Annotated in this window: 15 protein-coding genes and 3 pseudogenes; 9 read left to right on the forward strand and 9 right to left on the reverse strand. The window is 71.0% G+C overall.

Features of this window, described 5'->3' with window-relative positions; genetic code table 11:
• Positions 1 to 129: 129 nt before the first annotated feature.
• Positions 130 to 1,860, forward strand: coding sequence for a hypothetical protein (locus tag AC2XR2_RS26510; protein WP_491516489.1), 1,731 nt, complete (start codon positions 130 to 132; stop codon positions 1,858 to 1,860).
• A 14-nt stretch (positions 1,861 to 1,874) separates the two neighbouring features.
• On the opposite strand, the gene AC2XR2_RS26515 is transcribed toward AC2XR2_RS26510, so the two are convergent.
• A complete protein-coding gene (locus AC2XR2_RS26515) occupies positions 1,875 to 2,825 on the reverse strand; it encodes a M28 family metallopeptidase (protein ID WP_491516490.1) in 951 nt (316 codons plus the stop codon).
• A 204-nt stretch (positions 2,826 to 3,029) separates the two neighbouring features.
• Positions 3,030 to 3,497 (reverse strand): VOC family protein, encoded by a 468-nt coding sequence (locus AC2XR2_RS26520; RefSeq protein WP_491516491.1) that lies wholly within the window; start codon positions 3,495 to 3,497, stop codon positions 3,030 to 3,032.
• A 154-nt stretch (positions 3,498 to 3,651) separates the two neighbouring features.
• Here AC2XR2_RS26520 and AC2XR2_RS26525 point away from each other — a divergent pair.
• A pseudogene (locus AC2XR2_RS26525) lies at positions 3,652 to 4,854 on the forward strand (MFS transporter); the annotation flags it as partial.
• A 32-nt stretch (positions 4,855 to 4,886) separates the two neighbouring features.
• On the opposite strand, the gene rarD reads toward AC2XR2_RS26525, so the two are convergent.
• Together rarD and AC2XR2_RS26535 are read right to left on the reverse strand one after the other, a co-directional pair.
• Positions 4,887 to 5,891 carry an EamA family transporter RarD gene (rarD, locus tag AC2XR2_RS26530; protein ID WP_381302152.1) on the reverse strand — a complete coding sequence of 335 codons (1,005 nt, stop codon included), beginning with the start codon at positions 5,889 to 5,891 and terminating at the stop codon, positions 4,887 to 4,889.
• A 129-nt stretch (positions 5,892 to 6,020) separates the two neighbouring features.
• Positions 6,021 to 6,875 carry an SDR family oxidoreductase gene (locus tag AC2XR2_RS26535; protein ID WP_391191732.1) on the reverse strand — a complete coding sequence of 285 codons (855 nt, stop codon included), beginning with the start codon at positions 6,873 to 6,875 and terminating at the stop codon, positions 6,021 to 6,023.
• A 91-nt stretch (positions 6,876 to 6,966) separates the two neighbouring features.
• Between AC2XR2_RS26535 and AC2XR2_RS26540 the strand changes: the two genes are divergently transcribed.
• Entirely contained in the window at positions 6,967 to 7,365 is a 399-nt protein-coding gene (locus AC2XR2_RS26540) for a winged helix-turn-helix transcriptional regulator (protein WP_449352400.1), read from the forward strand.
• Positions 7,366 to 7,451: 86 nt separating this feature from the next.
• Here AC2XR2_RS26540 and AC2XR2_RS26545 read toward each other — a convergent pair whose 3' ends face one another.
• The 5 genes from AC2XR2_RS26545 to AC2XR2_RS26565 form a co-directional block, all read right to left on the reverse strand.
• Positions 7,452 to 8,531: a 2-oxoacid:ferredoxin oxidoreductase subunit beta gene (locus tag AC2XR2_RS26545; RefSeq protein WP_491516492.1), complete on the reverse strand. Its 1,080-nt coding sequence runs from the start codon at positions 8,529 to 8,531 to the stop codon at positions 7,452 to 7,454.
• Positions 8,524 to 10,452, reverse strand: a complete 1,929-nt coding sequence (locus AC2XR2_RS26550) for a 2-oxoacid:acceptor oxidoreductase subunit alpha (protein ID WP_449352399.1) — start codon at positions 10,450 to 10,452, stop codon at positions 8,524 to 8,526. The genes AC2XR2_RS26545 and AC2XR2_RS26550 overlap by 8 nt, the downstream gene beginning before the upstream one ends.
• A 233-nt stretch (positions 10,453 to 10,685) precedes the next feature.
• The gene (locus tag AC2XR2_RS26555) at positions 10,686 to 11,345 is read right to left on the reverse strand and encodes a LuxR C-terminal-related transcriptional regulator (RefSeq protein WP_381302165.1); all 660 of its coding nucleotides are present in this window, start codon (positions 11,343 to 11,345) and stop codon (positions 10,686 to 10,688) included.
• Between the two features lie 356 nt (positions 11,346 to 11,701).
• On the reverse strand, positions 11,702 to 13,045 hold the full coding sequence (locus AC2XR2_RS26560) for a sensor histidine kinase (RefSeq protein ID WP_381307745.1): 1,344 nt from the start codon (positions 13,043 to 13,045) through the stop codon (positions 11,702 to 11,704).
• A gap of 150 nt (positions 13,046 to 13,195) precedes the next feature.
• Positions 13,196 to 14,413 (reverse strand): sensor histidine kinase, encoded by a 1,218-nt coding sequence (locus tag AC2XR2_RS26565; RefSeq protein WP_330265047.1) that lies wholly within the window; start codon positions 14,411 to 14,413, stop codon positions 13,196 to 13,198.
• Positions 14,414 to 14,617: 204 nt separating this feature from the next.
• On the opposite strand from AC2XR2_RS26565, the gene AC2XR2_RS26570 reads away from it, so the two are divergent.
• The 6 genes and pseudogenes from AC2XR2_RS26570 to AC2XR2_RS26595 form a co-directional block, all read left to right on the forward strand.
• Entirely contained in the window at positions 14,618 to 15,040 is a 423-nt protein-coding gene (locus AC2XR2_RS26570; RefSeq protein WP_330265046.1) for an NADH-quinone oxidoreductase subunit A, read from the forward strand.
• Positions 15,031 to 15,753 carry an NADH-quinone oxidoreductase subunit B gene (locus AC2XR2_RS26575; RefSeq protein ID WP_491516493.1) on the forward strand — a complete coding sequence of 241 codons (723 nt, stop codon included), beginning with the start codon at positions 15,031 to 15,033 and terminating at the stop codon, positions 15,751 to 15,753. The genes AC2XR2_RS26570 and AC2XR2_RS26575 overlap by 10 nt, the downstream gene beginning before the upstream one ends.
• Positions 15,750 to 16,781: pseudogene (locus AC2XR2_RS26580) on the forward strand (NADH-quinone oxidoreductase subunit C); the annotation flags it as partial. The gene AC2XR2_RS26575 and the pseudogene AC2XR2_RS26580, both read left to right, overlap by 4 nt.
• Positions 16,782 to 17,587: 806 nt before the next feature.
• On the forward strand, positions 17,588 to 18,556 hold the full coding sequence (locus AC2XR2_RS26585; RefSeq protein WP_491516494.1) for a complex I subunit 1/NuoH family protein: 969 nt from the start codon (positions 17,588 to 17,590) through the stop codon (positions 18,554 to 18,556).
• Positions 18,557 to 18,558: 2 nt separating this feature from the next.
• Positions 18,559 to 19,317: a NuoI/complex I 23 kDa subunit family protein gene (locus AC2XR2_RS26590; RefSeq protein ID WP_491516495.1), complete on the forward strand. Its 759-nt coding sequence runs from the start codon at positions 18,559 to 18,561 to the stop codon at positions 19,315 to 19,317.
• Positions 19,314 to 20,048, forward strand: a pseudogene (locus AC2XR2_RS26595) (NADH-quinone oxidoreductase subunit J family protein); the annotation flags it as partial. The gene AC2XR2_RS26590 and the pseudogene AC2XR2_RS26595, both read left to right, overlap by 4 nt.
• Positions 20,049 to 20,154: the final 106 nt, after the last annotated feature.

Raw genomic sequence — 20,154 nt, forward strand, 5'->3', positions numbered from 1 at the left:
GCCCGCGCCCCGGCCCTGTCATCCCACCCGTCCCGCAGCTCCTGGAACAGGCCTGTGACATCACGGTGACGTGAGGACCGGGGGCGAGCGGAGAGACTCGACAGTACGTGCACGACCGTGAGGGATGAGATGTCTCGACTCAGCCGCGACAAGAAGCGGGAACAGCAGTGGGGGACGACCCCGATCGACGTCCGCGTCCCGCAGACGGGCGAGTGCGCGACGGTGGCCGGAACGACGGTCACGGCGCCTGCCGGTGAGGAACTCCACCAGGCCGTCCTGACCCACCTCCACCACCTCGCCCGCACCTCGGGCCACCCCGTCCACGCCACGATCCACGACGCCCGCATCGGCTGGGTGGTCCCTCTGGAGATCGCCACGGACGGCGCCAGCCGCTTCACCGCGGACCCGGTGAGGATCCCTTCGCGCGCGGAGCCGGTCCACGACGCCCCGGAGGCCTTCGAGGCCCCGAGCGGCCCGGTCCTCCTCCCGACGACCCACCGGGTGTTCCCGACCCCAGCCGACACCCCCGACAACGAGCCGCACACCCCGCCTTCGACTCCCACCGAACCCCCGGCCCAGGTGCCGCCTTCCGCGCCGCCTGGGGCTGCTGCTGGGTCCTCGGCCAAGGTGTCGCCTTCCGCGCCGCCTGCGGCTGCTGCTGGGTCCTCGGTCCAGCTGTCGCCTTCCGCTCCGCCTGGGGCTGCTGCCGGGTCCTCGGTCCAGCTGTCGCCTTCCGCGCCGCCTGCGACTCCGACCGGGTCCTCGGTCCAGGCCGCGCCTTCCGCTCCGCCTGCGGCTGCTGCCGGGCCCTCGACCCTGGCCGTGCCTCCCGCTCCGTCCGCGCTCGTGGCTCCCACCGGGTCCCCAGCCCAGTCGGGGCCCTCCACCCCGAGCCCGGACCACATCTCGGCTCCGGTTCGGCCCGCGGATTCCACCCCGCCCCCGGCCTCCACCCCGCCGCAGGACTCGCCCCCACCCCCCGGCACCGCCGTACCCCCCACAGGCACGTTCGGCCCGCCCCCCGTCATGGACGCACGCCCCGCAGCCGCCGCCGAGGCGCTCCCCACGACCCACTCCGCCTACACCCCGAGGCCCCTGCCTCCGACCCCCCTCACCTCACCCCCCACCGACACCCCGCAACACCCCCTCCCCCCAACGGACTTCGCCGCCACCCCCCTGCCCCCCACCGGCACATCACCGACCCCCCTCCCCTCAACCAACCTCCCCACCCCACCCCAACCCCTCCCCGCCCCCGGCACCACCCCCACCCCCCGTCCCGCACCCGCCCCCCTCCTCACCCCCGCCCAACTCCTCGACGACCCCGAGCCCAAGCCCGCCCCCGTGCGGGGGTTCGACGCCGTGGCCGAGGCCGTGATGGGGGAGGGCCTCGTCGTCGAGGACACGGCTGTGCTCGGGGAGGGCGTGGAGCGGATCAGTGAGGCCGTGCGGGAGGGGCGGACGGAGGTTGCCGCGGAGTTGGCGCAGGAGGTGATCGCCGAGGCGGCGCAGACCCTCGGCGCCGAGCACCCCGACGTGCTGCGGGTGCGTGAACTCGCCGCCTACATCGCCTACTTGGCCGGTGAGCCGATGCAGGCCGCGGACATCTCCCTCGACCTCGCCGGCATCCAGCACCGCGCCGGCGACGCCGAGTCGGCCTACGGCAACCTGCAGAGCGCGGCCACCGCGTGGAAGGCCGTACGGGATCCGTCCCGGGGCCTGGCCCTCGGCGGCGACCTGATCGCCCTGTGGACGGAGATGGCCGCCGGGGAAGGCCCGGCGGCCGACGAACCGGAGAAGCTGGAGTCGGCCCGCTCCCGCATGCTCCGCCTCGCGGAACGCGCACGGAACGCCAACTCCTAGCTCAGGGAGCCGTGTTACTGCGACAGCCCCCACACCGCGTACGCCACCGCGTCACTGTTGCGGTTCAACGCCGTGTCGTTGATGTTGGCCGTCGTGTCGCACGACGAGTGGTAGCAGCGGTCGAAGGCCAGCCCCGACGTCCCGCCCCACTTGGCCGCCTGCGCCGCCGTCTTGACGTAGTCCGCCCCGCTGAACAGCCCGCCCACCGGCACGCCCGCGTTCTTGAACGGCGCGTGGTCGGAGCGGCCGTCGCCCTCGGTCTCGATCTCGGTCGGGACGCCGAGGCCGGCGTAGTACTCCTTGAAGGTCTTCTCGATGGCCGGGTCGTCGTCGTAGACGAAGTAACCCGGGTTCGGCGAGCCGATCATGTCGAAGTTGAGGTAGCCGCTGATCTTCGAACGGTTCGCCGTCGACAGGCTGTTGACGTAGTACCGGGATCCGACCAGGCCCAGCTCCTCCGCCCCCCACCACGCGAACCGCAGGTGCTTGGTGGGGTGGAAGCCCGCCCGGGACACCGCCAGCGCGGTCTCCAGGACGGCCGCCGAACCAGAGCCGTTGTCGTTGATGCCCGCGCCCGCCGTCACGCTGTCGAGGTGCGAGCCCGACATGATCACCTGGTTGGTGTCGCCGCCCGGCCAGTCGGCGATCAGGTTGTAGCCGGTGCGGCCGGAGGACGTGAACTGCTGGATGGTCGTGGTGAATCCGGCGGCGTCCAGCTTGGCCTTCACGTAGTCGAGCGAGGCTCTGTAGCCGGCCCGGCCGTGCGCGCGGTTGCCGCCGTTGGCGGTGGCGATGGACTGGAGCTGGGTCAGATGCGCTTTCACGTTGGCCACCGGGATGTCCGGGGCCGCGGCCACCGCGGTTGTTCCCGCGGGGGCCGCGCCGGCTATGGATCCGCCGGCCAGGAGGGAGACGGCGACGACGACGGCGGTGGCCGTGACGCGCCCGGGAACCGAGAGCTTCATGTGGGGGGCTCCGAATTCCATGGGAGTCCCTGAAGTCACAGGAACTCCACAGCGAATGGTGCCTGGATCGTGAAGCTGAGGTTGACTCACCGTCAAGAGCGCAATCCGGTCAGGGGAGTTCGTACACCGGCTCACCCGACCCGGACGCGAACACGGACCCGGACGCGAGCACAGGCCCGGACGCGAGCACGGACCTGAACGCGATCAGTGGACGCAGAACTCGTTCCCCTCCGGATCAGCCATCACCACCCACGCCCCCGACGGTTCGCTCACCTCGCGCAGCACGCTCGCCCCGAGTCCCGTCAGCCTCTCCACCTCGGCCGCGCGCCTGCCCTCCCCGGGGTGCAGGTCGAGGTGGAGCCGGTTCTTGACGGTCTTCGGCTCCGGCACGCGCTGGAAGAGCAGCCGCCGCCCCAGACCGGTACCGCTGTCCTTGTCGTACGGGTCGTCCGGATGCCGTACGGCGACCAGGTCCCGGAAGGCCAGCCGGGCGGGGTACTCGACGGTCGCCTCGCGCGGCAGCGCGCCGAGCTCCAGCAGCCGCTGGATCAGGGCGTCGTTGTCCTCGGTCTCGTAGTGCAGGGCGGCGGCCCAGAAGTCGGCCTGGGCGTGCGGGTCACCGGCGTCGACGACGAGTTTCCAGTGCAGGGGTGCGGGTGTGGTCTGCGTCATGGAGTCACTTATAGCGACGAATCAGGCCACGGGCTGTCCTAAACGGTCCGGTCGGGGATCGATCCGCCGTACCTGACAGCCCTTCCGGGTGTCCCATGGAAGGAGAGGGAACCGACCCTCGGCCGAGCAACCCCTACCGACGGAGAGTGTGGTCATGGGCGCACGCGCCTGGGCGCTGCTGCTCGTCCTCTGCGGAACGATCTTCCTGGAGGGCGCCGACATCGCGATGATGGCCGTCGCCATCCCCTCGATCCGCTCCGACCTGGGCCTCGCGACCGACACCGCGGCCTGGGTGATGAGCGCCTACGTGCTCGGCTACGCCGGCTTCACCCTGCTCGGCGGCCGCGCCGCCGACCTGCTCGGACGCCGCCGGATGTTCCTGCTCTGGCTGGCCGTCTTCCTCGTCTTCTCGGGCCTCGGCGGCCTCGCCACCGAGGGCTGGATGCTGGTCGTCGCCCGCTTCGTCACCGGCGTGGCCGCCGCCTTCATGACACCGGCGGCCCTGTCCCTGATCACCACGTCGTACGAGGAGGGCCAGCAGCGCAACAAGGCCCTGCTGGTGTACGCCGGCACCGCGGCCGGCGGTTTCTCCCTCGGCCTGGTGATCGGCGGCCTGCTGACCGCGCTCGGCTGGCGCTGGGTCTTCTTCGCGCCGGTGCTCATGGCCGGCGCCCTGCTGATCGCCGCCTTCCGGCTCATCCCGCGCCGGCCCGCCCCGCCCCCGACCGGACACGGCTTCGACCTGCTCGGCGCCCTGACCGCCGCCGGCGCCATGCTGCTGGCCGCCTACGCCGTCGTACGCCTGGAACACGGTCTGGACGCGTGGTGGTCGACGGCGGCGTCCGCCCTCGCGGCGCTGCTGCTCGGGGTCCTGTTCGTGGTCGTGGAACGCCGGTCCGCGCACCCGCTGGTGCGGCTCGGGATCCTGCGCAGAGGTCCCGTCGTACGGGCGGACCTCGGGGCGCTGCTGTTCGTCGGGGCCTTCTTCGGCTTCCAGTTCGTGGTGACGCTCTATCTCCAGGAACTGCGCGGCTGGTCCTCGGTGCGGACCGCGATCGCCCTGGTGGTCATGGGCTGCGACGCGGTGCTGGCCCCCACCCTCACCCCGCGGCTCGTCGCCCGTTTCGGCAACGTCCGGGTGATCGTCGGCGGCTTCCTGCTGGCGGTGCTCGCCTACGGCCTCTTCCTGCCCGTCGGCATGGACTGGCCGTACCTCGCGATGTTCCCGACGCTGTTCCTCGCGGGCACCGCCTTTGCGCTGGCGTACGGACCGCTGACGATCGCGGCGACGGACGGGGTCGCCGAGTCCGAGCAGGGCCTGGCGAGCGGCCTCCTGCACACGGCGACCCAGTTCGGCTCGGCGATCGGGATCGCCGCGGTGACGGCGGTCTACGGCCTCGCGGCGGGCGAGTCCAGCGGCTCCGGACCCGAGGCCAGGCTCTCCGCCTTCCGTACGGCACTGACCGTGCCCGTCGTCATGGTCGTCCTGGGCCTGCTGATCTCCCTCCTGAGTGTCCGCGCGGTGCGCAGGGCGTCCCAGGTGAGCAGCGACAGCGCCAGCCAGACCAGTGCGAACCCGGCCCACCGCTCGGGCGGCATCTCCTCGTGGAAGTAGAGGACGCCGAGCAGGAACTGGAAGACCGGGGCCAGGTACTGAAGCAGCCCCAGCGTGGACAGCGGCACGCGGATCGCGGCGGCGCCGAAGCAGACCAGGGGGAGCGCGGTGACGATGCCGGTCGAGGCGAGCAGCGCCGCGTGCCCCGGGCCCTCGGCGGTGAAGCTGAGGCCGCCCCGGGAGCTCAGCCACAGCAGGTAACCGAGGGCGGGCAGGAACTGGATCGCGGTCTCGGCGGCCAGTGACTCCACGCCGCCGAGGTTGACCTTCTTCTTGACCAGGCCGTAGGTGGCGAAGGAGAAGGCGAGCGTGAGGGAGATCCACGGCGGCCGCCCGTACCCGATGGTCAGGACCAGCACCGCGGCGGCGCCGACCCCGACCGCCACCCACTGCACGCGCCGCAGCCGCTCCTTCAGCAGCAGCACGCCCATGGCGATGGTGACGAGGGGGTTGATGAAGTACCCGAGCGAGGCCTCGACGACATGGCCGGAGTTCACGGCCCAGATGTAGACGCCCCAGTTCACGGTGATGACGGCGGCGGCCACGGTGATCAGCACCAGCCTGCGGGGCTGCCGCAGCAGCTCCCCGGCCCAGGCCCAGCGCCGTACGAAGACCAGCGCGACGGCGACGAAGACGAGGGACCACACCATCCGGTGGGCGAGGATCTCGGCGGCTCCGGCGGGCTTGAGCAGCGGCCAGAACAGCGGCACGAGGCCCCACATCCCGTACGCGGCGAAGCCGTTCAGCAGACCTATGTGCCGCTCGCCTCTCGACTTCACGGACCCTCCTCCTCGCACGTCGCCGCCTGCTCGACGGTAACGCCGAGCACCCCCGCCTGTCATGCCCGTATCGCTATACGGTCATGACAGGCGGGGGTGGGGCGCCCAGGGGCTGCCGGGGGAGTGAGGTCAGCCCTTGAGCGCGACCGCGATGGACTCGGCGATCGGGGTGGTGGGACGGCCGGCCAGGCGGGACAGGTCACCGGAGGAGACGACCAGCTCGCCCTTCTCGATGGAGGCGTCGACACCGGCGAGGGTCGCGGCGAGCGGCCCGGGCAGCCCGGCGCCGGTCAGGATCCCGGTGTAGGCCTCGACGGAGACGGCGTTGTAGGCGATCTCCTTGCCGGTCTGCTTGCTCAGCTCGGCCGCGTACTCGGCGAAGCTCCAGGCCTCGTCGCCGCCGAGCTCGTACGTCGAGTTCTCGTGCCCCTCGCCGGTCAGCACGGCGACCGCGGCGGCCGCGTAGTCGGCGCGCGAGGCGGAGGAGACGCGGCCGTCACCGGCGGCCTGGACGACGGCGTTGTACTCAAGGACGGGGGCGAGGTTCTCGGTGTAGTTCTCGTTGTACCAGCCGTTGCGCAGCAGCGAGTAGGGCAGGCCGGAGGCGAGCAGCGCCTCCTCGGTGGCCCGGTGGTCGTCGGCGAGCGCGGCGGTCAGGGACCCGGGGGCGCTGGTGTACGCCAGCAGCGCCACGCCCGCGGCCTTGGCGGCGTCGATGACGACCTGGTGCTGGGCGGGGCGGCCCTTCTCGAACTCGTTGCCGGAGATCAGCAGCACCTTGTCGCCGGCCGCGAAGACGCTGTCGAAGGTCTCGGGGCTGTTGTAGTCGGCGACGGCTATCCTCACGCCCTTCTCCGCGAAGTCGGCGGCCTTCTCCGGGGTGCGGACGACGGCGGTGATCTGCTCGGCCGGGACCTTCTCGAGCAGCTGCTGAACGACGTGGCGGCCGAGGTGTCCGGTGGCTCCGGTGACGACGATGCTCATGATGTGCGATCTCCTAGTGGGGTGCGTTGGCACTAACCCTAGGGGAGGCGCTAACTCTGCGAAAGTACCCACTTTGAAGTAAGGTACTGGCATGTCGGTAAGTACGGAGAAGATCCTCTCGGCGGCGGCGGCCACCCAGGGTGAGGCGATGTGCCCCCACCGCCTGGTCCTGGAACACGTGACGAGCCGCTGGGGCGTCCTGGTCCTGATGCAACTCCTGGACCGCCCGTACCGCTTCAGCGAACTCCGCAGGGCGATCGGCCGGGTCAGCGAGAAGATGCTGACGCAGACGCTCCAGACCCTGGAACGGGACGGCCTCGTCCACCGAGACGCCCAGCCGGTCATCCCCCCGAGGGTCGACTACTCCCTCACCCCCCTGGGCCGCGAGGCAGCGGAACAGGTACGGGCTCTGGCGGAGTGGACCTCCCGCCGGATGGAGGCGGTACTGGAGGCACGGGAGAGATACGACACGGAGAAGAAGCAGGCCTGAGCGGCCCTCTAGCACCGGCGGCCCGGACAGGTGAACGACCGGGGCCCGGATGCCGAGTCGCATCCGGGCCCCGTGCGTGCGGTGGGTCAGCCCACCACCGTCCAGGTGTCCCCGCCGGCCAGCAGCGCCCCCAGGTCCCCCTTGCCGTTCTGTTCGATCGCCGCGTCCAGTTGGTCCGACATCTGGGTGTCGTAGACCGGGCGGTTCACCGAGCGGAAGACGCCGATCGGGGTGTGGTGGAGGGTGTCCGGGTCGGCCAGGCGGGACAGGGCGAAGGCGGTCGTCGGGGACGCGGAGTGCGCGTCGTGGACCAGGATCTCCGCCTCGTTCGCCGGCGTCACCGGCACCACCTTCAGGTCACCGGTCGCCGCGTCCCGGACCACGCCCTTGGACAGGTCCGCGCCGAAGCGGATCGGCTGCCCGTGCTCCAGGCGGATCACCGCCTCCTCGGCCTGCTGCTTGTCCTTGAGGGCCTCGAAGGCGCCGTCGTTGAAGATGTTGCAGTTCTGGTAGATCTCGATGAGGGCCGTACCCGGGTGGGCGGCCGCCTCCCGCAGCACCGACGTGAGGTGCTTGCGGTCCGAGTCCACCGTCCGCGCCACGAAGGACGCCTCCGCGCCGATCGCCAGCGACACCGGGTTGAAGGGCGCGTCCAGCGACCCCATCGGCGTCGACTTCGTGATCTTGCCGACCTCGGAGGTGGGGGAGTACTGCCCCTTCGTGAGGCCGTAGATCCGGTTGTTGAACAGCAGGATCTTCAGGTTCACGTTCCGCCGCAGGGCGTGGATCAGGTGGTTCCCGCCGATCGAGAGGGCATCACCGTCACCCGTCACCACCCACACGCTCAGGTCCCGGCGCGAGGCCGCGAGCCCCGTCGCGATCGCCGGCGCCCGCCCGTGGATCGAGTGCATGCCGTACGTGTTCATGTAGTACGGGAAACGGGACGAGCAGCCGATGCCCGAGACGAAGACGATGTTCTCCTTGGCCAGCCCGAGCTCCGGCATGAAGCCCTGGACCGCCGCGAGGATCGCGTAGTCACCGCAGCCGGGGCACCAGCGGACTTCCTGGTCGCTCTTGAAGTCCTTCATGCTCTGGCGCGCCTCGGCCTTGGGGACGAGCGAGAGTGCCTCGATCGTGCCCGCGCCTTCCGTGGACGTCTCAGCCATCGATGGCCTCCTTGAGAGCCGTGGCGAGCTGTTCGGCCTTGAACGGCATGCCGTTGACCTGGTTGTAGCTGTGCGCGTCGACCAGGTACTTCGCCCGCACCAGCGTGGCGAGCTGCCCGAGGTTCATCTCGGGGATCACGACCTTGTCGTACGCCTTCAGCACCGCGCCCAGGTTGCGCGGGAAGGGGTTGAGGTGGCGCAGATGGGCCTGCGCGATCGACTCGCCGGCCGTCCGCAGCCGTCGTACCGCCGCCGTGATGGGCCCGTACGTCGACCCCCAGCCCAGCACCAGCGTGCGCGCCTCGTGCGGATCGTCGACTTCCAGATCCGGTACGTCGATCCCGTCGATCTTGGCCTGCCGGGTCCGGACCATGAAGTCGTGGTTGGCCGGGGCGTAGGAGATGTTTCCGGTCCCGTCCTCCTTCTCGATGCCGCCGATGCGGTGTTCGAGGCCGGGTGTGCCGGGCACCGCCCAGGGACGGGCGAGGGTCTGCGGATCGCGCTTGTAGGGCCAGAAGACCTCGGTGCCGTCGTCCAGCGTGTGGTTCGGGCCCTGCGCGAACTGCACGGTGAGGTCCGGGAGTTCGTCCAGCTCGGGGATGCGCCAGGGCTCGGAGCCGTTGGCCAGGTAGCCGTCCGAGAGCAGCATCACCGGCGTGCGGTAGGTCAGCGCGATCCGGGCCGCCTCCAGCGCCGCGTCGAAGCAGTCGGCCGGGGTGCAGGGCGCGACGATCGGCACCGGCGCCTCGCCGTTGCGCCCGAACATCGCCTGGAGCAGGTCCGCCTGCTCGGTCTTGGTCGGCAGACCGGTGGACGGCCCGCCTCTCTGGATGTCGATCACGAGCAGCGGCAGCTCAAGGGAGACCGCGAGACCGATCGTCTCGGATTTCAGCGCCACCCCCGGACCGGAGGTGGTGGTGACGGCCAGCGAACCGCCGAAGGCCGCGCCCAGGGCCGCGCCGATGCCCGCGATCTCGTCCTCGGCCTGGAAGGTCCGTACACCGAAGTTCTTGTGCTTGCTCAGCTCGTGCAGGATGTCCGAGGCCGGGGTGATCGGGTACGAGCCCAGGAACAGCGGCAGGTCCGCCTGGCGGGACGCGGCGACCAGTCCGTAGGACAGCGCGAGGTTCCCGGAGATGTTGCGGTAGGTGCCGACCGGGAAGGCCTTGGTGGCCGGCGCGATCTCGTAGGAGACGGCGAAGTCCTCGGTGGTCTCGCCGAAGTTCCAGCCCGCCCGGTAGGCCGCCAGGTTCGCCTCGGCGATCTCCGGCTTCTTCGCGAACTTGGTCCGCAGGAACTTCTCCGTGCCCTCGGTGGGCCGGTGGTACATCCACGACAAGAGGCCGAGCGCGAACATGTTCTTGCTGCGCTCGGCCTCTTTGCGACTGAGGTCGAAATCCTTGAGGGCCTCGACGGTCAGCGTGGTCAGGGGGACCGGGTGAAGGCTGTACCCGTCGAGTGACCCATCCTCCAGCGGCGAGGCCGCGTACCCCACCTTCTGCATCGCCCGTTTGGTGAACTCGTCCGTGTTGACGATGATCTCCGCGCCCCGGGGCAGGTCGGCGATGTTCGCCTTCAGGGCGGCGGGGTTCATGGCCACGAGCACGTTCGGCGCGTCCCCGGGCGTGAGGATGTCGTGGTCGGCGAAGTGGAGCTGGAAGGAGGAGACCCCCGGCAGGGTTCCGGCAGGGGCCCGGATCTCGGCGGGGAAGTTGGGAAGGGTGGACAGGTCGTTGCCGAAGGACGCCGTCTCCGAGGTGAAACGGTCCCCGGTGAGTTGCATACCGTCACCGGAGTCACCCGCGAAACGAATGATCACCCGGTCGAGACGGCGGACATCCTTCACGCCCGGCTCTTTGCGCTGCTCTCCCACGACGGCTTCGTCGGCCTGCTCCGCTGGGCTGCTGACCTGACTGGTCACTGAACTGGACCTCCCTCGAGGCGGCTGTTCGGGAGCGGCCTTCCCGCAGGCCTTCCCAGGATCAACCCTACGACCGCAGGGTTCGCCTTCCCTCGGCCATTCGCATGATGGACATGGTTCTGAGACGGTTTGCCGCCCTGACTTGTCACCATTTGCACGCCCCCCGGCGCTTTCCTTGAAGACGCTCCCTCGGTTCCCGCGGTTCTCCCGTTTTCTGACACGGTGTCAGATGTTCATGAGTTCAGATAGGTGAGCACGGCCAGCACCCGCCGGTGGTCCCCGTCGCTCGGCGACAGCCCCAGCTTCAGGAAGATGTTGCTGACGTGCTTCTCCACGGCCCCGTCGCTGACCACCAGCTGCCGCGCGATCGCCGAGTTGGTCCGACCCTCGGCCATCAGCCCGAGCACCTCCCGCTCCCGGGGGGTGAGGCCCGCGAGCACGTCCTGCTTACGGCTGCGTCCCAGCAGCTGAGCGACCACCTCCGGGTCCAGAGCGGTACCGCCCCCGGCCACCCGCACCACCGCGTCCACGAACTCACGCACCTCCGCGACCCGGTCCTTGAGCAGGTACCCCACCCCGCGGCTGGACCCGGCCAGCAGCTCGGTGGCGTACCGCTCCTCCACGTACTGCGACAGTACGAGTACCCCGAGTCCGGGATGTGTCTTGCGCAGTTGTACGGCGGCTCGCACACCTTCGTCGGTGTGCGTCGGCGGCATCCGCACATCGGCCACGACGACGTCGGGCAGCTCGCCCTGGGCGTCCAGCTCACCGATGGTCTTGACCAGCGCGTCCCCGTCTCCCACACCGGCCACGACGTCGTGCCCGCGGTCGGTCAGCAACCGGGTCAGGCCCTCCCTCAGCAGCACCGAATCCTCGGCGATGACCACCCGCACCCTGTCCTCCACGACCTCGGCCCCCCAGCCCACTCCATGCCACCCACTGAACAAGTCCAGCATTCCAGCATTCGGATGCGGAGGGGCGGGGGCAACGGGATTAGGGGGCGGCAGATACGAACAAAGGCGCGAGAACAGGGGGTCACGGCTGGAACCCGGCCACATTCCAGCCCGTCCGGCGCTTGAGGACGAGGCCCCTTCAGGGCCGACGGGGGTCTGGGGGCGGAGCCCCCAGGGGCGGCGGTCCGGGGCGGGGTCGAAGGGGCAGCGCCCCTGGTGGGGGTCCCCCCTCTGGGGGAGGGACGGGTAAGGGCGGCGGGGGCGAACCCCCCCACCGCCCCGTCACACGGAACCCGTCACAACCGATCCCCCCGCCAAGGCAACTCCGCCGTCACCCGAGTGGGCCCCCCGACCGGCGAATCCACCACCAGAATCCCGTCGACCGCGTCCAACCGCTCCGCAAGCCCCGCAAGCCCCGACCCGGAGGACACATCGGCCCCACCCACCCCGTTGTCCACGACCTGCAACAACAGCCGGTCCTCGACCCGCCACACATCCACCGCAGCCCACGTCGCCCGGGAATGCTTGCTGATGTTCTGCAACAGCTCCGACACCGTGAAGTACGCGATCCCCTCGATCGCCGGCGCCGGCCGCGACGGCAGATCCACCTCCACCTGCACCGGCACCGTGCAACGCGAGGCCACCGAGGACAGAGCCGCGTCCAGCCCCCGGTCCGTCAGCACCGCCGGATGAATCCCCCGCGCCAGATCCCGCAGCTCCTGCAGCGCCGTCTTCACCTCACCGTGCGCCTCGTCCACCATCCGCGCCGCCGCCGCCGGATCCTCCGTGAGCTTCTCCTTCGCCAGCCCCAGATCCATCGCCAGCGCCACCAGCCGGGCCTGCGCCCCGTCGTGCAGATCCCGCTCGATCCGCCGCAGATCCGCCGCGGCCGTGTCCACCACGACCCCCCGGTCCGACTCCAGCTCCACCACCCGCGCCGACAGCCGGGTCGGCCCCAGCAGCCCGTGCACCATCACCCGGTCCACCGTCGTCAGCGCCCGCACGATCCACGGCGTCGCCAGCGTGAACAACAGCCCCACCAGCGCGGTCACCCCGATCTCGAACGGGTTGTCCAGGTAGATGTGGTGGGTCTCGTCGCCGTAGAGCTGAAGCCCGTCCTGACCGACGTACGCCGGGAAGACCCAGAACCACAGCGGATACGTCAGCAGCGCCCAGCCGTACACCCAGAAGTTCACCGCGACGACGAACGAGAACACCGCCCACGGCAGGTGCAGCACCGAGTACAGCAGCGTCCGCCACGACGTCCCGCTCTTCAGCACCGCCCCGATCCACGCCATGAACCCGGACCCCCGCGCCCTGAGCGGCTCCGGGTCCGCGACCTCCAGGTCCAGCAGCCCCCGCGCCCGCGCCCGCTCCAGCGCCCCGAGCCCACGGCACCCGGCGAGTCCCGCCGCGAAGACCGGGATGCCGAGGAAGGTCACCAGCAGACCCGCGCCCAGCGAGACCATCGTGACGGCGTACGTGAACATCACGATGCTGATCGGCAGGCTCAGCAGCACATAGCCGAGCTCCCGCCAGGTCCGCCCCTCGAACGGCGCCCGCAGCCCCGCCGGCACCCGATGCCGCCGCACTTCCCCGGGGAACCCGAGCCCACTGTCGTACCCGTAGTCCGTGGCCATCGACGTCGTCCTTCTTCCTCGTCCCGCCCTGCGGTGCCCTACCGGCTGTCCCACCGGTTGTCGTACCTCCACCCTGCTGCGCCGCAGCTCAACGGACCATGGAGGCCGTCGGCGTCTTGGAAGGGGGGTTTTCCCCACCCTTCCCCGCTGCTACGGCCTTTCCGAGGCCCGGTCCCGCCACGGCAGCTCCGCCGTGACGACCGTCGGCCCGCCCGGCGGCGAGTCGATGACGAACAGCCCGTCGACCGCGTCGAGCCGCTCCGCGAGCCCGCGCATACCGGTGCCCCCGTCCAGCCGGGCACCGCCGCGGCCGTCGTCCCACACCTGGATGAGCAGCCGGTCCTCCGCCCGCCACACGTCGACCGACGCCGACCGCGCCCCACTGTGCTTGCTGATGTTCTGCAGCAGCTCCGAGACGGTGAAGTAGGCGATCCCCTCGATCGCCTGGACCGGCCGCGAGTCGAGGTCGGCGGTCACCTTCACCGGCACCGTGCAGCGCGAGGCGACCGAGGAGAGGGCGGCGTCGAGCCCGCGGTCGGTCAGCACGGCGGGATGAATCCCCCGCGCCAGATCCCGCAGCTCCTGGAGCGCCAGCTTCACCTCGCCGTGCGCCTCCGCGACCATCGCCTGCGCGTACTCGGGGTCCTCCAGGAGCTTCTCCTTCGCGAGGCCGAGCCCCATGGCCAGGTTGACCAGCCGGGCCTGCGCCCCGTCGTGCAGATCGCGCTCGATCCGCCGTAGATCGGCGGCGGCCGTGTCGACCACGACCCCCCGGTCGGACTCCAGTTCGGCGATACGGCGTTCCAGCTCGTCGGAGGGCGACAGCAGCCCCCGCACCATCGCCCGGTCCACGTTGGCCAGACCCCGCGCGATGAACGGCAGCACCGGCCACAGCACGAACAACGACGTCAACGTGACGGTGAAGGTCAGCACCCCCCACGGCAGCCGGATGAAGTCGTACAGCACCGTCCGCCAGCCCACGGGGTCCTTCACCCCCATCCACAGCTGGGCGAAGAACCCGTTGGCACCGTTCTTGGCACGCCACGGCAGCCGGCTCGGCTCGTCCACCCGCACACCCAGCAGCGCCCGGGCCCGCGCCCGCTCCAGCTTGCCCAGCTGCCGCGCGCCCAGCAGACCGGCCGCGAGCAGCGGGAAACCGATCACCGTCACGGTCAGCCAGAAACCGGTGAACAGCACCGTCACGACGTAGACGAATCCGAAGACCGACACCGGAAGGTTCGCCAGGAGGTGCGCGATCTCCTTCCAGGTGTGCGCGTCATAGGCGAGACGGGCCGGTGGCAGCCGGCTGCCCTCGCCGCTTCCTGCGGCGGTCACGGCACGGCTCGGGGAGGAGTGGCGTTCGGTCATATGGGCTAGCGTGCCGCGCGCGCGGGCCCTGCGCCATGAGGCGGACCGCCGCGCCGTGCTGGGGAAAACCCCACCCCCGTTCCTTTACGGGGTGACGGGCTGCTTACCGTGCCTTTACGAGGGCCTAGACTCCCGTGCGTACAGATCGTCGAACAGCGGTGTTCAGCAGCTCACAGGGCAGCTCACAGGGAGCGAGGGGCGGACGTGCCGGAACCGACCGTCGTCGGTGCAAGCGCCGTCGATCCGACTGTCGTCGCGGCGGACTACTTCCAGTCGTACTCGGTCGTCGGACTGCTCGCCGTCGTCGGCGTGCTGTTCGTCGCGGTCGCCTTCGGCGCCGGACGCCTGCTGCGACCCGTGGTCCCCACCCCCGAGAAACTCCTGACGTACGAGTGCGGAGTCGACCCCGTCGGCGAGGGCTGGGCCCACACCCAGGTCCGCTACTACGTCTACGCCTTCCTCTACGTCATCTTCGCCGTCGACTCGATCTTCCTGTTCCCCTGGGCGACGGTCTTCGCGGCGCCCGGCTACGGCGCCACGACCCTCGTCGAGATGTTCATCTTCCTGGGCTTCCTCGCCGTAGGGCTGTTGTACGCGTACAAGAAGGGTGTCCTGGCATGGACGTGACCCCCGGCGCCGACCTCGCTGCCACGGAACCCGTTCTGCTCCCGGAGCCGAAGCGGCTGGGCGCGCTCGCCCGTCTCGCCCCCGAGCCGATGAAGGTGGTCCTCAACTGGGGCCGCCGGTACTCCCTCTGGGTCTTCAACTTCGGCCTCGCCTGCTGCGCGATCGAGTTCATCGCCGCGTCGATGGCCCGCCACGACTTCATCCGCCTCGGCGTCATCCCCTTCGCGCCGGGCCCCCGCCAGGCCGACCTGATGGTCGTCTCCGGCACGGTCACGGACAAGATGGCACCGGCCGTGAAGCGTCTGTACGAACAGATGCCCGAGCCCAAGTACGTCATCTCCTTCGGCGCGTGCAGCAACTGCGGCGGCCCCTACTGGGACTCCTACTCGGTCACGAAGGGCGTCGACCAGATCATCCCGGTGGACGTCTACGTCCCGGGCTGCCCGCCGCGCCCCGAAGCCCTGCTCCAGGGCATCCTGAAGCTCCAGGAGAAGATCGCCAGGGAGTCGCTGGGGGAGCGGTACGGGGTGACGTCCGCGACGGCCGGGACGTCCGGGACGGCCGGGGGCCGCGCGTCGGTGGCGGCGCTGCAGAGCGGGTTGGTGCAGGGACCGGACCCGGCGACCGGACCTGTTTCCGGCACTGAGCCTGCAACTGGTTCTGGTTCTGGTTCCGGTTCTGGGTCTGGTTCTGTTGAGGGGGGTGCGCGGTGACGGCCGTCGGCTGGCTGCCCGCCCCCGCTGCGGAACTGTTCGGCCCGGAGGCCACCGCGGAGGAGTCCTACGAGGTCCTCACGGTGGACGTCCCGCCTGCGTCCTGGCTCACCGCACTGGCTGTCGCCCGCGACGAGCTGGGCTGCACCTACTTCGACTGGCTGAGCGCGGTCGACGAACCCGGCACCGGCTTCCGCGTGGCGGCCCACGTGGCAGCCCTCTCCCCGGTACGACGCCTGCTGCTGCGCACAACCGTCCCCCACGAGACCCCGGTCCTCCCCACCGCCGTCGACATCTACGCGGGCGCCGCCTGGCACGAACGCGAGACCCACGAGATGTTCGGCGTCACCTTCGAGGGCCACCCCTCCCTCGACCACCTCCTGCTCCCGGAGACCTTCGAGGGCCACCCCCTGCGCAAGGACTTCGTCCTGGCCGCCCGGGTCGCCAAGGCCTGGCCCGGCGCGAAGGAACCGGGCGAGTCCGAACACGGCGGCCCCAAGCGCCGCCAGATGCTCCCCCCAGGAGTCCCCGACCCCAACGACTGGGGCCCCCAAAAGGGCCAACTCCCCCCCACCCCAACCCGCCCCACCCGCACACCCCGCCCTTCCTCCGACCGGCCTGTGCGTCGGGGGCGGTCGGCGTCGGAGGGGTCTGCGAGTCAGGCGGAGACGCCGGGGGCCGGTGGCGGTGCCGGTGCCGGTGCAGGTGGAGGTGCCGGGGCGGGGGCTGCGGGTGCGGTTCCGCGTCGGGCTCGGTCGGCGGCGGAGGGGTCGGCCAGTCAGGTGGAGACGTCGAGGACCGGTGCCGGGGCCGGGGCGGGGGCTGCAGGTGCGGCTCCGCGTCGGGCTCGGTCGGCGGCGGAAGGTTCGGCGAGTCAGGCGGAGGGGGTCGGGACGCCGGGTACGGCAGCCGAGGGGTCGGCGAGTCAGGCCGAGGCGGCGCCCGGTGCGGGCGGGGCTGCGGGCGCTGGGAGGCGTCGCGCGAGGTCGGCGGCCGAGGGTTCCGTGAGTCAGACCGAGGCCGGGGCTGGGGCGACGGAGGCGGGGGCCGATGCTCCGGGTGCCTCGCCCGTAGACGCGCCCCGACGCACCCGTACCGCTGCGCAAGGCTCGGCCGGCCAGACGGCACCGGGAGCCGACCGCACGGGCGACGGTCCCGCAGCCCAGGCCGACGGGACGCCCGAGTCCACTGCTCCGGTAACCGGCTCACCAGAGTCCACTGCTCCGGCAACCGGCTCGCCCGAGTCCGCTGCCCGGGCAACTGGCTCGCCCGAGTCCTCGTCCACGACCCCGGCGACGGGCTCGCCCGGGGCAGACGCCCCCACTTCACCGCGCCCGGCAGGAAGCGGCGCCGCTCCGGCCGGGCCGCGTCGGGCTCGCAGTGCCTCAGGCGGTTCCGCGAGCCAGCGCGCCACGACGCCCTCCGAACCGTCGCCCGACGACACGAGCTCCACCCCCGCACGCCCCAAACCCACCACCCCCCGCAGCCCGGACGCCCCGTGGCACCACGCCCGCCCCGCCTTCGACGACCCGGCACCGGAACGCCCCCGCGCCCCCCAGGACGCGGAATCCTCCCAGAGCCCGGAACCGCCCAAGGCCCCCGAAAAGCCCTCGGCGTCCGACGAGCCCACCCCTGAGGCCACCGCACCGACCCGCGAACCGGCCGCATCAGAACCCCAGGACACCGCCCCGACCCCCGAGGATCCGACCGCCGACGGTCCAACCCCTGACGACCCAGCCGCTGACAGCGACGACTCGAACCGGAACGACCCGCCGAGCCCAGACACCTCAACCCTCCACCCTCGCACCCCCGACAACCCGCCAGGAGGCCCGCAGTGAACGACGCTCTCGACGTCGCCGTGCGACTCCTGATCGTCTTCGTCGTCTTCCTCACCTTCCCCTTGATCATCGGCCAGACCGAGCACAAGGTGATGGCCCACATGCAGGGCCGCCTGGGCCCCATGTACGCCGGCGGCTTCCACGGCTGGGCCCAACTCGTCGCGGACGGCGTCAAGTTCGCCCAGAAGGAAGACGTCGTACCGGCGGGCGCGGACCGCCGTATCTTCCAACTCGCCCCCGCCGTCGCCCTCCTGCCCTACCTCCTCGTCCTCCTCGCCATTCCGATCGGCCCCGGAGAGGGCGCCGTGGGCGAGGTCGTCGACGCGGGCGTGTTCTTCGTGCTCGCCGTCATGGGCGTGGGCGTCCTCGGCTCCCTCATGGCCGGCTGGGCCTCCGCCAACAAGTTCTCCCTCCTCGGCGGCCTCCGCACCGCCGCACAGCTCCTCGCCTACGAACTCCCGATGCTGCTCACCGCCGCCTCGGTGGCGATGGCGGCCGGCACGGTCTCCCTCCCCGGCATCCTCGACGCCTTCGAATGGTGGTGGCTCCCCTGGCAGATCGTCGGCGCGATCGTCTTCTTCGTCGCTGGCCTCGCCGAACTCCAGCGCCCTCCCTTCGACATGCCCGTCGCCGACTCGGAGATCATCTTCGGTGCCTACACCGAGTACACCGGCCTCCGCTTCGCCCTGTTCCTCCTCGCCGAGTACGCCGGAATCGTCGTCCTGTGCGGCCTCACCACCGTCCTCTTCCTGGGCGGCTGGCACGGCCCCTGGGGCGCCGACGGTCTCGGCTGGATCTGGACCCTCCTCAAGACAGCCCTGCTCGCCTTCGTCGTCATCTGGCTCCGCGTGACCTACCCCCGCCTGCGCGAGGACCAGCTCCAGAAGCTCTCCTGGACCCTCCTCGTCCCCCTCTCCCTCGCCCAGATCGCCCTCACCGGCATCGTCAAGGTGGTGATCCAGTAGCTATGGCCCCGATTCCCGGCAGCGGCCTCGCCAAGGGCCTGGCCGTCACCCTGCGCACGATGACGAAGAAGACCGTCACCGAGCAGTACCCCGACACCCAGCCCGATCTCCCGCCCCGCACCCGCGGAGTGATCGGCCTGTTCGAGGAGAACTGCACGGTCTGCATGCTGTGCGCCCGCGAGTGCCCCGACTGGTGCATCTACATCGACTCCCACAAGGAGACGGTCCCCGCCGCGACCCCCGGTGGCCGCGAACGCAGCCGCAACGTCCTCGACCGCTTCGCCATCGACTTCTCCCTCTGCATGTACTGCGGTATCTGCATCGAGGTGTGTCCTTTCGACGCCCTGTTCTGGTCCCCGGAGTTCGAGTACGCCGAGACCGACATCCGCGACCTCACCCACGAGCGGGACAAGCTCCGCGAGTGGATGTGGACCGTCCCGGCCCCGCCCGCCCTCGACCCCGGCGCGGAGGAACCGAAGGAGATCGCCGCCGCCCGCAAAACCGCCGAGAAACTGGCGACGACCCAGCCCAAGCCGACAGACCCGCCCGAACCCACCACCGAGTCGGCCAGGAACGGCGAGCCGAACACCCCGTCATCCACAGCGAAGTCCGAGCCGCCTGTCGCACGGAACGCCGGACCAGCCACACCTGGCCCCGAGCCGACGGGCCCCGCCGGACCGAAGCCCGAGCCGGCCGAACCGACCCACCTGCCGACCGAGCCGCCCACCGGGCCGACCGCCCCCGAGGGAGACGCCCCGTGACCCTCGCCGTAGCCACCGCGACGGCGGCGCACCCCACGCTCACCACAGTCGCCGCCGAATCCCACGGTTTCCTCTCCCCGACCGGCGTCGAGGTCGCCTTCCTGCTCGTCGGTCTGGTCACCTTCGGCGCCGCCCTCGTCACCGTCACCACCAAGCAGCTGGTGCACGCCGCCCTGTGGCTGGTGGTGGCCCTCGGCGGCCTCGCCGTCGAATACCTCCTGCTCACCGCCGAGTTCATCGCCTGGGTGCAGGTCCTCATCTATGTCGGCTCCGTCGTAGTCCTCCTTCTGTTCGGTCTGATGCTCACGAGGGCCCCCATCGGCCGGTCCCCGGACGCCGACTCCGGCAATCGCTGGGCCGCCCTCGCGGTGGCCGTCGCCGCGGTCGCGGCCCTGGTCTGGGTGGTCGTGGACGCCTTCCGCACCACCTGGATCGACCTGGACGGCCCCGCCGCCGGCTCCACCGAGGCCACCGGTGCCAGCCTCTTCCAGAACTGGGTCCTCCCCTTCGAGGCCCTCTCCGTCCTGCTCCTCGCGGCCCTGGTCGGCGCGATCGTCCTGTCCCGCAAGGCGAAGGCGGAGTCGAGCTCTCCCCCTGTGAACTCCCGAGCCGCGACCGGTAGTTCCCCATCCGCCCCCAATTCCCGTATTCACCCGATAGGGCGAAATGGGTCACCCACGGGAACCGAGCCGGTCAAGGGAACGGGGACGGCCGAGGCAGCCAGGCCGACGGGAAGCAAGCGGACTGGGGCGGTGCCAGCCGGGACAGAGTCGACCGGAGGAAAGCCAGCCGGCCTCGAGTCGACTGGAGGAAAGCCAGCCGGCACCGAGTCCACTG

It is taken from the genome of Streptomyces sp. LS-MS-L19 (assembly GCF_058382285.1).

Coding starts and splice junctions, on each gene's coding strand:
- AC2XR2_RS26510 (WP_491516489.1), top strand. CDS start 130: ATGTCTCGACTCAGCCGCGACAAGAAGCGGGAACAGCAGTGGGGGACG.
- AC2XR2_RS26515 (WP_491516490.1), bottom strand. CDS start 2,825: ATGAAGCTCTCGGTTCCCGGGCGCGTCACGGCCACCGCCGTCGTCGTC.
- AC2XR2_RS26520 (WP_491516491.1), bottom strand. CDS start 3,497: ATGACGCAGACCACACCCGCACCCCTGCACTGGAAACTCGTCGTCGAC.
- AC2XR2_RS26535 (WP_391191732.1), bottom strand. CDS start 6,875: ATGAGCATCGTCGTCACCGGAGCCACCGGACACCTCGGCCGCCACGTC.
- AC2XR2_RS26540 (WP_449352400.1), top strand. CDS start 6,967: ATGTCGGTAAGTACGGAGAAGATCCTCTCGGCGGCGGCGGCCACCCAG.
- AC2XR2_RS26545 (WP_491516492.1), bottom strand. CDS start 8,531: ATGGCTGAGACGTCCACGGAAGGCGCGGGCACGATCGAGGCACTCTCG.
- AC2XR2_RS26560 (WP_381307745.1), bottom strand. CDS start 13,045: ATGGCCACGGACTACGGGTACGACAGTGGGCTCGGGTTCCCCGGGGAA.
- AC2XR2_RS26565 (WP_330265047.1), bottom strand. CDS start 14,413: ATGACCGAACGCCACTCCTCCCCGAGCCGTGCCGTGACCGCCGCAGGA.
- AC2XR2_RS26575 (WP_491516493.1), top strand. CDS start 15,031: ATGGACGTGACCCCCGGCGCCGACCTCGCTGCCACGGAACCCGTTCTG.
- AC2XR2_RS26590 (WP_491516495.1), top strand. CDS start 18,559: ATGGCCCCGATTCCCGGCAGCGGCCTCGCCAAGGGCCTGGCCGTCACC.